This window comes from Pantoea sp. JGM49 (assembly GCF_018257655.1).
Lineage (GTDB): Bacteria > Pseudomonadota > Gammaproteobacteria > Enterobacterales > Enterobacteriaceae > Pantoea > Pantoea communis.
In genome coordinates this window covers 57,840-71,508 of sequence record NZ_JAERJM010000008.1, presented here as the reverse complement: position 1 = coordinate 71,508, position 13,669 = coordinate 57,840, and the positions used below count along the sequence as shown (strand labels likewise).

The window sequence follows — 13,669 nt, the reverse complement described above, 5'->3', positions numbered from 1 at the left end:
GCTATCAGTGCGCTCTATTTCTTCACGCTGAGAGACAGGTGTTTAGCGAGCAAAAATGGCCTTAAATAGCCAACAGCATTGGATAGCGGCAATACATCGGCATTGAGTTTAATGCCGATTTCATTGCGCAGGTAATCACGTCGACGTGTAATTCGCTGCCAAAGTTTCGGATAAGCTTCAGCGATCTTAGCCTGAAGTGATGAATCGGCCAACGCAACACACTCTTCTGCGCTGACACCGTTATAGCCCGGTACCGATGGAATGATATCGAGCTGCAAGATCATGCCACTTCTCAACAGTTCGCCGGAATTTGGGTAAACCGGCGATGACATCCACTCTTCATCAGCAACCAGATGGCCGGGATTGAGATGCCAGCCATATCGGGTTTTGGGCAGTACATCTTCGATCACGTCATAAAGCTCACCGCCAGACATACCCACGCGGATATTTTCCAGCCAGGCTACCTGTGCAGAGAAGTAGGGTTTAGCGATTCTGTCTAACCAATCTTTCTGTGCGTCAGGCAGTTCAGCAGGACTGGCGATAACGAAAGCAGCTCTGCTGGACAAGCCACCTTTAAATCCTGTGGTCAGCGACAAAGGAGCGCCGTGCTGCACCCTTTTGTATGTTGGATAAAGGTTAGCATGATCGAAGCGGACGCCGGTGGCAGCGATGGAGACCACCGTATTGTATTGGCCTTCCGCCGTCAGAAGCGCGCCCAAATCAATTTCCCGCACTCCTACTTCCACCGCGTCCATCGCATTAAGAATACAGTTAGATGCCAGATTGGCCCCATACTCATAATGCGCGATTTCATTGGCGTTGTTGGTCACTCTTGCACCGCCAGCGCCGCTAATAAATAAGTGCGCTGCATTTAACAGTTCAGCCTCTTTTTTCAGCGTGCGTTGCAACGCATCAACAATAAAATAAGGTACATCGAAATAGGCAGAACCATTGCCTGCGGCTGGGGTGAACATTTTCCATCCCACCAGGCCTACTTTACTTTTGTTACTCAAGCCGGCAGATGCCAGAAGGTTTTCAAGCGGTGTTTCATGATCCATTGGCTGGTTAGGCAGCGAAAACAACGGGCAGTGAAGCAACGTGACAGGTACGCGTGAAAAGCGAGCCAGTTTGAGATTCTCATACCCGAGAATAGCGGTACATTCTCCACTGGCATCAACGATCAACAGCCCCTCTTCAAAACGCGGGATGAACCCTGTTAAGTATTCAAAATTCCCGCCGTGTTCTTTGTCTGCATAAATGACCAGCGCATCAAAACCGCCCTCGACCATCCTTTGCATAACCTTATTTTTTCGCTCCAGCATAGTCTTGTCGGAGAGGAAAACGGGTTCAACCTGGGTAAATTTTATCGGTGCTTTAGTCGGGCCAAGCTGAATTGGGGGAGACATCATGATGAATGACCTCAGGTTAACGTGTTTAAGGCTGGAGTGGCGGAAACTGATTGCCGCAGGATTAAGCAAGGTAGCACCTGTTGATTTTAATTGTGCACGGATAATGTCTTTACCGATTCCTTTCTCACCTCAGACACACATATTTTGTGTGAGGCCACCATCAATTTCTTCACTCAATGCTGGTTAAGCAAGAAGCTCAAGGCGCAGAATGGAATATATAACCGTTAATGAATATATATTCAGACCATCATTGTAGCGCCTCGGATTACCCTAATCCCTAAGGAGAATGTCTTATGAGTGGTTACACCTACCCGAAATTTGGTGCCGGTTTATGGCATTTTGCTAACTACATAGACCGTTATGCCGTCGACGGATACGGTCCGGCGCTCAGCACGCTAGACCAGATCAAACTGGCTGGCAGTGTTGAAGACTTATCGTATGTTGATGTGCCCTATCCCTTTACTGAAGGTGTTACCGTTGCCCAGGTTAAAGAAGCCTTAGACCAGGCTGGGCTGAAAGCGATTGGCGTGACGCCTGAAATCTATCTGCGCCGCTTTTCTCGCGGTGCCTTTACTAATCCTGATCCCGCACTGCGCAAACAGGCCTTCGACCTGATGCATGAAGCGGCCACAGTCGTGCGGGAATTGGGTGCCAATTATGTGAAAATCTGGCCGGGTCAAGATGGATGGGATTATCCCTTCCAGGTTGATCATAAAAATCTTTGGAAACTGGCGGTTGATGGCATGCGCGAACTGGCGAGTGCCAATCCTGATGTCAAATTTGCCATCGAGTATAAACCGCGTGAACCACGCGTTAAAATGACCTGGGATTCCGCTGCACGCACCTTACTAGGGATTGAAGATATCGGCCTCGATAACGTCGGCGTGTTGCTGGACTTTGGCCACGCGCTATTTGCCGGTGAATCACCAGCGGACTCAGCCCAGTTGATAATTGACCGCGGCAGGCTGTTCGGTATGGACGTGAATGACAACCTACGTGGCTGGGATGACGATCTCGTTGTCGGCACAGTGCACATGACAGAAATTTTTGAGTTCTTTTATGTACTCAAAATCAATAATTGGGATGGCGTATGGCAGCTAGACCAATTCCCCTTCCGTGAAGACCATGTTGAAGCCGCCAATCTGTCGATTCGATTCCTGAAGCATATTTACCGTGCACTGGATAAGCTGGATATTGCCGCGTTGCAAGCGGCGCAAAGTGAACAAAATCCACTCAAAGCCCAGAAAATCATTCAAAATGCGCTGTTAAGCAGTATTGAAGACTAGCCCTGTTGTGCCCGGCACTTTTTTGGCCGGGCAACCTCAATACGCCCCACGCACGTCACCACCTAAATTCTCGTACGTAATTGCTTGTTATTAAAGGTTGGGTAAAACAAGCTGCATCCGAATTACAGCAATCTTGAAGCCTCCCTACTACGTGTGGACGTGAAAAGCATTCGCGAAAAAATCTATGAGCAGAAGTGTTATGGCTCAAGGGGTTGGCTGTGCATCCTGAACGAACTTGGGTTGTTGAAGCAATATCGGGTTATCTCTCACCAATGCCGGCAGTGCTCTCGATTCACGCCAGATAAACGCGATGCTGAAGTTTATCAATACCTTTGTAATCTTTAACTGCCCCCCGATGACAGATCTTTAGATGCGCGCGATAAACTGCTGTTTAGCTTCAATCGACGCAGTGGCTTACTGATGCGCATCTTTCAGAGACTTTATTGGATGTTGTAACTTAAGCCCGTAATAAACAAGCGGAGCATTGCCAGAAAAAATTTGCACCCGGTAGCATTTCTATTCTCTTGTTAGGATGCTTCGCCCAAATTTTGTGATCCAGATTAAGGAATCAATTTTTAGCGCGTTGACTAATTTCTAGCCTCATCTGAAAGTAATGTTACGCGCTCAGGGTCACAGCGAAAAATATACACAGCACTGTGTGTTGATACGCAATTTATTGCACCCGGGTGCACAAATACCCTATCCACCTTACAGAGATACAAACATGAATATAATTAAAGCAATAATAATCGCCTGTGGTTTACTCAGTGTGTTTGTCGTGCAAGCCAAAACGTATATGGTGGGCGTTGCTCTGGCGAATCTGGATCTTAACTATGTTTCAATCCTCCGCAGTCAAATGGAAACGCAGTTGAAAGAGAAAGGATTGAATAGCCAGTTTGCCGATGCCAAAGGCGATGTTTCACTGCAAATCTAGCAGGTTGATGATTTTATTAATCAGGGTGCCGACGCGATTATCGTGAACCCGGTAGACACGCAAGGTGTTATGCCTGTGATTGCTGCAGCAAAGAAAGCCAATATCCCTCTGATTTTCGTCAACCGTAAACCTGAAGTGCCCCTGAGCGGTAAGATGGCTTACGTTGGCTCCGACTCTGCTTTGAGTGGAAAAATGGAGATTGAAGCGCTGGCAAAACGCATGAACAACCAGGGGAACATCGCCATCCTGATGGGTTCACTCTCTACCGAGGAAGCGCGCCAACGCACTAAAGCCGTTGAAGATTATGTCAGCGCTCATCCAGGTCTTAAAGTCATTCAAAAGCAGACCGCTAACTGGCAACGCAATGAAGCCGTCGATAAAACCCTCTCCTGGCTACAGGATGGCAATTCGATCAACGCCATTGTTGCTAACAATGATGAGATGGCAATTGGTGCGATTATGGCACTGGATCAGTTGAAGAAGAGCGATGTGTTAGTGGCTGGCATTGATGGCACACCGGATGATTTGCAATTCATCAAGAATGGCAAAATGGCGGTGACCATTTTCCAGGATGCGAAAGGCCAGGCCATTGGCGCAGTTAATGTGGCAAGCGATATGCTGACCGGCAAAAAAACCGAAGCCTATAACTGGGTGCCCTATCAGACCGTCACGAAAGAAAATTACCAGGCGTTTACAGACAAGAATCAAAAATGAGACGGAAGGCGGCCCGCAGGGCCGCCGGGAATGACCTTCGCTTCCGCAGGCAGACTTTATCCTGCTTCAGGGGCCTGATGATGACAGCAGCAAAGCAAAAACGTGTGCCGCTTTCAGTGAGATTTTGAAGAGTACCTTGTCAGGAAGGATGACTTAAAGGCAACGTTCAGTACGAATTTTGTTGCTTCCATTGCAGTGGCAACCCGCTATGTTGAGCTAAAAAATGGAGGTTAACATGGTAAAACCGTCTTCGCCCTGGTGGTGGGATCTTTCCACTCGGGAATTTAGTGAACTCGATATGGCAAACATAGTGGCTGTCTTACCGATTGGAGCCGTTGAGCAGCATGGTCCACATCTGCCGGTACGCGTGGATGCCGCCATTAATGCGGGCATAATTCAACGCGCCGTTGAACTCATGCCCGACGACCTGCCAATGTTGGTGTTACCCGCCCTGCCGATTGGCAAATCAGACGAACACCTGGCTTATCCTGGTACGCTTTCACTGCCGTATGAAGTGCTGGGCAAAGTGTGGTTTGAAGTAGCAAAAAGCGCCTGGCGGGCGGGCATTCGCAAAATCATTTTCTGGAATTCCCACGGCGGCCAACCGCAATTAATGGAGATTGTTTGCCGTCAACTGCGCATCGAACTGGGGATGTTTGCCGTTGGGGCCAGCTGGTTCCGGACAATTGATGCATCAGACCTGTATAGCGAAAAAGAGATGCAGCACGGCATTCACGGTGGAGAATCAGAAACCAGTATGATGCTGCATCTGCATCCCGAATTGGTGCAGATGGCATATGCTGATGATTTCGTCTCAACCTCAGTGGCGTTGGAGGCCAGTGGCGGGATACTCACCCCTGAAGGCGGCATAGGATTCGGCTGGATGGCACAAGACCTTCATCTCTCAGGCACCACAGGCAATGCAGCCGCTGCAGATGCGGAACGGGGTCAGATTGCCACCGACCGTGCAGCACAAGCCTTAATCACCTTGGTTCGTGAGGTGCAAGCATTTAACCTGGACTTCCTCAAAGGTGAAACTGCCTTCCGATCAAAGAAGGTTTAAGCAGACGTTGAGGGCAACCAGACGGACGCCCTCAACGCTAACGCAACGTCGACATCATACCTTTTAGTGTCTCCGCAAATACGCTACCAATAGCGCTTGTTCCGCGATCGTGACCAATCAACATCAGCGTCTGTGTATGCTGCGCAAGCTCACGGACCGGGATATAGATCAATCGCCCGCTTCGTTGATCTGATTCGATATCAATCGGTGTCAGGAAAGTCAGCGTCTGGTCCATCATCGCTGACTGGCGCATCACCTCAATGGAATTAGTTTCGATGACTGTTTGCAGATTGATCGATGCTCGCGCGAAAACCTCATTCAAGTATGGCCTGATGACCATAGATTTATCAGCAATCACCACGGGATAAGGCAGACAGTCACTAAGACGTAGGCTGGCTTTTTCAGCCAGCGGATGACCTGTACCCGCCACGGCCCCCAGTCGCACAGGTACACTGGCAAGTTTTCGATGCACAGGCTGCAGTTCAAAATCAAACCCAATCCCCAAATCTGCTTCACCGTTTGCTACTGCATTGGTGATATTTTCACCCGTGGTGAGTTGCTGAAGATGCAATTTCACTCGTGGATTAGCACGACGAAACTCCGCTGCCGTAAGGGGAATAAGATTGGCGGCCAGCCCGCTCATCATTGCTACTGTGACTTCACCGCGCCGCAGTCCTTTCAATTCCTCAATCTTCATCTGCGCTATTTCAATTTCTTTAAAACTCTGACGCACGTGATGAATCAAGGCTTCGCCCGCTGCGGTTAGCACCATCTTACGTGGCAGTCTCTGGAACAAGGGTGTGCCTAGCTCTTCTTCCAGCGCAATCAGTTGGCGATTAATGGCTGAGGCCGAAATATGTAAACGCTCAGCTGCTTTGCGAATCGAACCACTGCGCGCTATTTGGTCGATATAAATAAACAAACGGTGCTGGAGCATGCTTTCCTCTGCGTTGCCTTTAAGGCATCAGTAAGTGCGAAAAATGATGCTTTTAAGATAATGCTCTTCCGGTGATTAATACATCTAAACCACACCAGGAGAACACATGATGTCAGACGTATCCCGCAGAAAATTTGCGAAATTAGTGGCTGGCGCGCTGTTATTACCGGCTCTGGCTCCCATGCTGTCGCGCAGCGCAATGGCAGCGAATAACACCATAAAAATTGCCCTGCTGCTGCCTGGCTCTGTTGCCGATGGTGGCTGGAGTTCACTGGCATTTGCTGGATTACAGAGCCTGAAAAAGGCCGGTTTTAGCGTCGCCTACAGTGAAAGCGTACCGCAAGCTCAAATGGAACAAGTGATCCGAGGTTACGCTGACGATGGTTACACCCTAATCATTGGTCACAGCTTCGAATACGGTTCCGCATTTGCCGAAATTGCGCCGGAATACCCAGAAACCTACTTCTTCGCCTCAACGTTCAAACCCGGTGAGAAATCACCTGGTAACGTTGAATACGTCAACCTCGCGTATTTACAAGGCGCCTATGCTGCAGGGGCACTGGCGGCACTGATCTCCGATAAAGGCAAAGCCGTCGGCTTTGTTGGCGGAGGCGATAACCCCACTCAGCAAGCCATGATGCGGGCCTTCATTCAGGCTGCAGAAAAGACCCGCCCCGGCATCAAAGGTATGGGTGTGGTCACTGGCGACTATGACAACGCCGCTAAAGGACGTGAAGCGGCCACCACCATGATTGGCAATGGAGCAGATGTCATTTGGCATGCCGCTGATGTGACCGGCTTAGGCGCAATGCAAGGCGCTGCAGCGGGTAAAGTGAAGGCCATCGGTTGTTATGTCGATCAGCGTGATGTCGCACCGGATTATGTCGCGTGCAGCTTCCGTCAGAACCTCGACTGGATGGTTGAGCAAGTCGGCGAGTCGGTAGCAAACAAAACCTTCAAAGGCGGTGATGAGTGGCATCCAACGGTGGGTAAAGCCTGGTCGGTGGTCAGCGGTAATGAACAGTACAACAGCAAACTCGTCAGCGCGGATGCATGGGCTAAATTCCAGACCATTTGGCAGCAGCTCGACAGTGGCGCGTTGAAACCAACTGTTTAATCGGCGAGAACTTGTTATGACAGCAACAGCACCTGTTCGCGTGGCACTCAATCACATCACCAAACGCTTTGCTCGCGTCGTGGCCAACGATGGCGTTTCACTCAGCATAAAAGCCGGTGAAATCCACGCCTTGCTGGGAGAAAACGGTGCAGGTAAAAGCACCTTGATGCAGATTCTGTATGGCCTGTATCAGGCAGATGAAGGTGAGATTGTCGTGGATGGATTACCCCGGCGTTTTCGCGATCCGAGTGATGCCATCCACTGCGGCATCGGTATGGTTCACCAGGAATTCATGCTGGTACAGCCAATGACCGTGGTCGAGAACGTGGTGCTGGGGTTGAAAGAGAATCGTAGTGGTGCGCTCAATCTGCAAGCCGCGGCTCAGAGGTTACAGGCGCTCTCTGACAAGCACGGTCTGGCGATTGATCCTTGGGCGAACGTGCAACATTTGCCCATTGGCGTGCAGCAGCGCGTTGAGATCCTCAAATTATTGTACCGCGACGCCCAGGCACTGATTCTTGATGAACCCACTGCAGTGCTTACGCCACAAGAAAAAGAAGGCCTGTTTGCCACGTTAAAATCACTGTGCGCTGAAGGGCGTTCCGTCGTGATCGTGACACATAAATTGTATGAAATCATGGCTATCGCCCATCATGTTTCGGTGATGCGCGGCGGCAGGATGATCGATTCGGTCGATATCAATGACACTTCAGAGCGCGATTTGGCCCGCCGCATGGTGGGCCGTGATGTGGTACTTTGCGTGGAGAAATCCCCCTGTCAGCCGGGTAAAACGGTATTGCATGTCGACAATATTGCGGTCCGGGATGCCAGCGGTCAGCAAAAAATCTGGCGCGTTTCTTTGCAGGTTGCAGCCGGTGAAATTCTGGGTATTGCTGGGGTCGAAGGTAACGGCCAGTCCGAGCTTGCTGAAGCATTACTCAATTTGCGCAAGCTGGAGGCCGGGCGCATTTTGTTAAATGGGGCCGATATCAGCGAGGATTCCCCGGCAGTCCGTCGTCATAAAGGGATGGGATTTATCCCCGCCGATCGTCGTGGCGTCGGTTCAGTCACAGCGTTATCAATCACTGACAACGCCTTGTTAGGCCGCCAACACCGTTTCACTCGGGCAGGTGGTTGGTTGCTGGACCGACAGCGCATCAGCCAGCATGCCCGCGATATCATTGCACGTTTCGCCGTACGCACACCCGATGCGGATTTCGAAGCGGGAAAACTCTCTGGCGGCAATTTGCAGAAGCTCATACTCGGTCGTGAAGTGGCGAGCGATCCCTGCTTACTGGTGGTTGAACAACCCACACGCGGCCTGGATGTTGGCGCGATTGAGAGCGTGTGGCAAGGGTTAATTGCGGCGCGCGATCGCGGCTGCGCCATTCTGATGATTTCCGCAGAGCTGGAAGAGATTCTTAACCTGTCCGATCGCATCGCCGTGATGTACAGCGGACAAATCGCAGGCGAACTGCCTGCTCATGAAGCAACAGCAGAAAAACTGGGTGAGCTTATGGCGGGCGCTCATCTGCAAAAAGGAGGCGAACGTGAATAAGCTGCTTGAGAGACGTCTCGCCCCTGCAGAATCGACTGGCGCGCAGATGCTGACCAGCATCTGCGGCATTATCGCCGCTTTTGCTATCGCGGGATTGTTGTTTATCCCCTTCGGCGGTAATCCGCTATCAGCTTATGGTTTCCTGTTCAATGAAGCATTCGGCTCTCTGCGCAGTCTTGGTCTGAGCATAGTCCAGTCCACGCCGCTCATGCTCATCGCGCTGGCGACCATTGTGGTGTGGCGAGCTGGACTGGGTTATATCGGCTTTGAGGGTTGCTTTTTACTGGGCGCTGCAGCAGCCAGTTGGATCGCGCTTTCAGGTACACCGCAGGGTTTTCCGTGGGCCATCCCCCCTCTGTTGTATTGGCCGATGGTTTTACTGGCCGCGTTTCTAGCGGGTGCCATTTGGGCCGGCTGGGTCGGTGCGCTTCGCGTCAAATTCGGCGGCAACGACGTCCTGATTTCATTAATGGCAAATTACGTTGCGTTATTCATCGTGCAATTCCTTGTTTCCGGACCGATGCGTGCCCCGGGCGACCTTCCACAAACGCCACGTTTGCCCGCCGATAGCTGGTTACCGTTTGTCATGAGTGGCATGCGTGCGCATTGGGGAATCGCCATCGCTCTGGTCGCTAGTCTGTTTGTATTCTGGCTGTTGCGTGCCACGCCCGCGGGCTTTGAAATAAAAATCGCAGGCCTGAATCCACGTGCTGCACGCTATAGCGGAGTTGATGTTAACCGTCGTCAGATGGGGGCCGTATTGCTCGGCGGAGGATTAGCTGCGCTTGCCGGGTTGTGTGCGGTGCTTGGCGTTCAACATCGCTTAATGGATGGCATCTCTGGAGGGGTGGGTTTTATCGGCGTGGTCGTCGCTTTGCTGGCGCGTCTGAATCCGTTACTGGTAATCCCTACTGCGATTTTATACGGCGGGCTCGAAGTGGGCGGCAGCGCCATGCAGCGCCAAACCGGTTTACCGACATCAGTGGTGCTAATCCTGCAAAGTCTGGTGGTGTTATTAATCCTTGCCGGCGATCTGCTGCGCTACTACCGCATTAACTTACCGGGTTTACGCAGATCCAGCCGTCCATTTGTGGAGGAGCAATCATGAATTTGCTGGCTAATCTCGATACCGCGTTCTTTATCAGCTGGCTTGCCGCCGCGATCCGACTCGCCGGACCGGTGCTACTTGCTGCGCTAGGTGAAATCTACTCCGAACGTTCCGGCGTGCTCAATATTGGCATTGAAGGCACCATCTTACTTGGCGCGCTGGCCAGTTACATGATGGCGGTTGAAAGTGGTTCTACGGCACTGGGTTTTATCGCGGGTGGCGTTGGCGGCTTGATCGTTGGCTGCGTGCTGGCCGCGCTCTATCTGCGCGCACATGCCAGCCAGGTCGTGGTTGGCATTGTGTTTAATATTCTCGCTGCCGGGCTTGCATCGTGGATCTATGCCTTGGTGATGGGCAATGGCTCGTCGCCAACCATTCCTATGCTGGAGCCTTGGCATATTCCGGTGCTCTCATCCATTCCCGTCGTTGGACCGATTCTGTTCCAGCAGCCGCTGCCCCTTTACCTCACGCTGATTCTGGCCGTATTGGCACATTATTGCCTGTTTCATACGCGCTTTGGACTTTCGCTGCGCGCCGTTGGAGAAAACCCGCGAGCTGCGCATGCTGCCGGCCTGAACGTACTGAAAATCCGAACCTGGGGCGTAATGTTTTCCTGTGTTGGAGCGGGTTTAGCAGGTGGCTATCTGGTCACCGCGCAAATTGGCCTGTTTCGCGACAATATCGTCAGTGGTCAAGGGTTTATCGCGCTTGCTATCGTGATTTTTGGCCGCTGGAGCCCACTAAAAGCCCTGCTCGCCGCCTTTATCTTTGGTGCGGCTGATGCACTGCAACTCTCTTTACAGCTGTTTGAAAACACGCTGCCACCGCAGGTGCTGCTCGCTCTGCCTTATCTGCTCACGATTCTGGCGATGTCAGGTGTCGTGGGACGCACATTACAACCCGGCGCACTGACTCAGCCTTATCGAAAGGAATAATGATGAAAACGTTTCGTTTCAATAATCTGAAAGATGTTCAGGCTTTCCGTATTAGTCCGGACAGCACCAACTACTTCGCCATCCTGTGCGATAAAACCCTTGATGGCATTGATCATATCTTTGTTGTAGAGATCTTTAACGTCGGCGGCGCGACGCCTCCTAATGAACATGCCACTGCCCATGAGTTTTTCTATGTTCTTCATGGCGAAGGCGTGGCGCGTTGTAATAATGACGAGTTGGTGATCAGGAAAGGTGATTCGTTGTTGTTACACCCGGGTAACGATCATGCCATACGTAACACGGGAACTGAAAAGCTGTATACGTTGACGGTCATGACGCCAAACGAGGGCTTTTCCGAACTGATTCGCAGCGGTGACCCTGTCACATTAGACAGTGAAGATTTGCGTATTCTGACGGGAGCCTGAAATGGGGTTAAACGTATTGGGCAGCAACCGATTTAACCAATGGCGTGTTTCAAAAGAACTCATTGATACACGTCGACCAACGCAAGTTTCACGCTCGGTCGAGCTTAGCACTGGCGAAAGGTCTGTGATTTTTGATTTGCAGCACACCGCGATCGTCGTGATTGATATGCAGAACGATTTTTGTCATCCCAATGGCTGGCTTGGCCACATCGGGGTTGATGTCACGCCTGCACGCGCGCCCATCGCGCCGCTACAACATTTGCTACCGGTACTGCGTCAAGCTGAGGTGCCGGTGATCTGGCTTAACTGGGGTAATCGACCCGATAAGCTCAATCTCAGCCCTGCGCTGTTGCATGTTTATAACCCCTATGGCGATGGCGTTGGCTTAGGTGATCCTCTCCCCCTTTCCGGTGCGCCTGTGCTGGAAGCCGGCAGTTGGGCGGCTGAAATTGTTGAAGAGTTAACGCCGGACTCACGCGATATCCGCATCAACAAATATCGTATGTCCGGCTTTCATGACAGCGAACTCGACAGCATTCTGCGTAACCTTGGTGTGACAACACTGCTGTTTGCTGGCGTGAACCTCGATCAATGTGTGCTGTGCACCCTTCAAGACGCAAACTTTCGAGGTTATGACTGCCTGCTTCTTGAGGATTGCAGCGCAACCACTTCACCCTCTTATTGCCGCGACGCCACGCTGTACAACGTGCAACAGTGCTTCGGTTTTGTCGTTCAGGCATCGCAATTACAACAGCAGTTGGAGTGTGATTGATGAGTTATTTATTGTCCGACGGCTGGATTATCACCATGAACCCACAGCGTGAAATCCTGGAACAAGCCAGTTTGGTGATTGAAGGCCAGCATATCCGTGCCATCGGAACACGCGAGACGCTCAGCCTGCAATATCCTGAGGCAGAGGTTATCGATTGCCGTCAACGCATTATTATTCCGGGTATGGTCAACACGCATACGCACCTGTTTCAGACGCTCTTAAAAGGGTTGGGCGACGACATGGTGCTGAAAAAATGGTACACCTGTATGACCGGACCGAGTGCTGTCGCGTTAACGGAACAGGATGTTTATGCCGCAGCCCTGCACGGCTGCATGGAGTCTCTGCGCTCAGGTGTCACTTCGCTGGTCGATTTTATGTATGCCCATCCCCGGCCGGGTTTGACCGCAAAAGTCATTGAAGCTTTTGAGGTCAGTGGTATTCGCGGTCATGTATGCCGTGGATTCCTGACCACCGGAGCTGAACATGGCATCCCTGAAGCACTTATCGAAACGCCGGAAGCCGCGCTGGCAGACGCACGTCAGGTTATTCATCGATTTCATAAAGCCGACGGCCGCGTCAAAGTGGGCCTGGCACCCAGTATGATTTGGGCTCTGGATGAGAAAGTGCTGCGCGGTACCCGTGAGCTAGCCAATGAAACTGGCGTACTCATCACTACGCATGTGGCGGAAACTGATTTTGAAATTGAACAAGCCAAACTGCGTTTTCAGGGAACAGACACCGAATTCCTGAGTGATATCGGTTTCCTCGGTTCTGATGTATTGGCCGTGCACTGTGTGCAGTGCAGTTCTCGTGATATCCGCGCGCTAAAACATCACGACACACGCGTCTCACACAATCCATGCAGTAACTTGTATCTCGCGTCCGGCGTGCCTCCCATACCTGAAATGCTGGCGGCTGGATTAACGGTGGGGCTCGGCTCCGACGGCCCTGCCAGTAGCAATAATCACAGCCTTTTTCAGGCGATGAAAGTTGCCGCACTCCTGCAGAAAGGGGTCCATCGCGATCCGACAATTATGACCGCAGAGAAGGTGCTGGAGATGGCCACCATTGATGGTGCCCGAGCCATTGGTCTTGATCATCTGGTCGGTTCATTAGAAGTCGGTAAGCGCGCGGATGTGGTTATTGTTGATACTTCGCATCCGGCGATGACACCCATCCACCACCCAGTCTCATCGCTGGTATATTCCGCATTAGGTCATGAAGTCAATGATGTATTTGTTGACGGTGCGCATTTGCTGCAAAATGGCGAATTTACTCAGATCAACCAGCAAGCCGTAATGGCGCGTTCACAACGTGCGGCACAATCACTGGCCGCACGAACCGGCAATGACACGCCACGAGGCTGGCGTTCAATGGCATTTTAATCGGTGTTTCTTATGGCTTTGAATGA

At 51.5% G+C, this 13,669-nt stretch carries 11 protein-coding genes and 1 pseudogene; 10 read left to right on the top strand and 2 right to left on the bottom strand.

The window, feature by feature from the left end; translation table 11 throughout:
* Positions 1 to 14 precede the first annotated feature (14 nt).
* Complete coding sequence (locus tag JK231_RS15035) at positions 15 to 1,409, bottom strand: M24 family metallopeptidase (RefSeq protein ID WP_211728940.1); 1,395 nt, start codon at positions 1,407 to 1,409, stop codon at positions 15 to 17.
* A gap of 293 nt (positions 1,410 to 1,702) precedes the next feature.
* Here JK231_RS15035 and JK231_RS15030 point away from each other — a divergent pair, with 293 nt between their 5' ends.
* The 3 genes and pseudogenes from JK231_RS15030 (at position 1,703) to JK231_RS15020 (ending at position 5,406) form a co-directional block, all read left to right on the top strand.
* Positions 1,703 to 2,695, top strand: a complete 993-nt coding sequence (locus tag JK231_RS15030) for a sugar phosphate isomerase/epimerase family protein (protein WP_097117921.1) — start codon at positions 1,703 to 1,705, stop codon at positions 2,693 to 2,695.
* A gap of 724 nt (positions 2,696 to 3,419) precedes the next feature.
* Positions 3,420 to 4,343, top strand: a pseudogene (locus JK231_RS15025) (substrate-binding domain-containing protein).
* A 235-nt stretch (positions 4,344 to 4,578) separates the two neighbouring features.
* Positions 4,579 to 5,406, top strand: a complete 828-nt coding sequence (locus tag JK231_RS15020) for a creatininase family protein (RefSeq protein WP_211728939.1) — start codon at positions 4,579 to 4,581, stop codon at positions 5,404 to 5,406.
* Between the two features lie 37 nt (positions 5,407 to 5,443).
* Here the strand turns inward: JK231_RS15020 and JK231_RS15015 are convergent, their stop codons facing one another.
* Positions 5,444 to 6,343, bottom strand: a complete 900-nt coding sequence (locus JK231_RS15015) for a LysR family transcriptional regulator (protein WP_211728938.1) — start codon at positions 6,341 to 6,343, stop codon at positions 5,444 to 5,446.
* 106 nt (positions 6,344 to 6,449) lie between these two features.
* Between JK231_RS15015 and JK231_RS15010 the strand changes: the two genes are divergently transcribed.
* The 7 genes from JK231_RS15010 to JK231_RS14980 are packed head-to-tail and all read left to right on the top strand — an operon-like array spanning position 6,450 to position 13,643.
* Entirely contained in the window at positions 6,450 to 7,460 is a 1,011-nt protein-coding gene (locus tag JK231_RS15010; protein WP_211728937.1) for a BMP family protein, read from the top strand.
* Positions 7,461 to 7,476: 16 nt separating this feature from the next.
* Positions 7,477 to 9,018, top strand: coding sequence for an ABC transporter ATP-binding protein (locus JK231_RS15005; RefSeq protein ID WP_211728936.1), 1,542 nt, complete (start codon positions 7,477 to 7,479; stop codon positions 9,016 to 9,018).
* A complete protein-coding gene (locus JK231_RS15000) occupies positions 9,011 to 10,126 on the top strand; it encodes an ABC transporter permease (RefSeq protein WP_211728935.1) in 1,116 nt (371 codons plus the stop codon). Before JK231_RS15005 ends, JK231_RS15000 begins: the two co-directional genes overlap by 8 nt.
* Entirely contained in the window at positions 10,123 to 11,061 is a 939-nt protein-coding gene (locus tag JK231_RS14995) for an ABC transporter permease (protein WP_211728934.1), read from the top strand. The genes JK231_RS15000 and JK231_RS14995 overlap by 4 nt, the downstream gene beginning before the upstream one ends.
* A gap of 2 nt (positions 11,062 to 11,063) precedes the next feature.
* Entirely contained in the window at positions 11,064 to 11,486 is a 423-nt protein-coding gene (locus JK231_RS14990) for a cupin domain-containing protein (RefSeq protein ID WP_211728933.1), read from the top strand.
* 1 nt (position 11,487) lies between these two features.
* Complete coding sequence (locus JK231_RS14985; RefSeq protein ID WP_211728932.1) at positions 11,488 to 12,258, top strand: cysteine hydrolase; 771 nt, start codon at positions 11,488 to 11,490, stop codon at positions 12,256 to 12,258.
* Positions 12,258 to 13,643, top strand: coding sequence for an amidohydrolase (locus JK231_RS14980; protein WP_211728931.1), 1,386 nt, complete (start codon positions 12,258 to 12,260; stop codon positions 13,641 to 13,643). Before JK231_RS14985 ends, JK231_RS14980 begins: the two co-directional genes overlap by 1 nt.
* The last annotated feature ends 26 nt before the right edge of the window (positions 13,644 to 13,669 follow it).

Excerpts from the sequence above, each read along its gene's own strand:
- JK231_RS15010 (WP_211728937.1), top strand. The coding sequence starts at position 6,450 with ATGATGTCAGACGTATCCCGCAGAAAATTTGCGAAATTAGTGGCTGGC.
- JK231_RS15030 (WP_097117921.1), top strand. The coding sequence starts at position 1,703 with ATGAGTGGTTACACCTACCCGAAATTTGGTGCCGGTTTATGGCATTTT.
- JK231_RS15035 (WP_211728940.1), bottom strand. The coding sequence starts at position 1,409 with ATGATGTCTCCCCCAATTCAGCTTGGCCCGACTAAAGCACCGATAAAA.
- JK231_RS15005 (WP_211728936.1), top strand. The coding sequence starts at position 7,477 with ATGACAGCAACAGCACCTGTTCGCGTGGCACTCAATCACATCACCAAA.
- JK231_RS15015 (WP_211728938.1), bottom strand. The coding sequence starts at position 6,343 with ATGCTCCAGCACCGTTTGTTTATTTATATCGACCAAATAGCGCGCAGT.
- JK231_RS14995 (WP_211728934.1), top strand. The coding sequence starts at position 10,123 with ATGAATTTGCTGGCTAATCTCGATACCGCGTTCTTTATCAGCTGGCTT.
- JK231_RS14980 (WP_211728931.1), top strand. The coding sequence starts at position 12,258 with ATGAGTTATTTATTGTCCGACGGCTGGATTATCACCATGAACCCACAG.
- JK231_RS14985 (WP_211728932.1), top strand. The coding sequence starts at position 11,488 with ATGGGGTTAAACGTATTGGGCAGCAACCGATTTAACCAATGGCGTGTT.
- JK231_RS15020 (WP_211728939.1), top strand. The coding sequence starts at position 4,579 with ATGGTAAAACCGTCTTCGCCCTGGTGGTGGGATCTTTCCACTCGGGAA.
- JK231_RS14990 (WP_211728933.1), top strand. The coding sequence starts at position 11,064 with ATGAAAACGTTTCGTTTCAATAATCTGAAAGATGTTCAGGCTTTCCGT.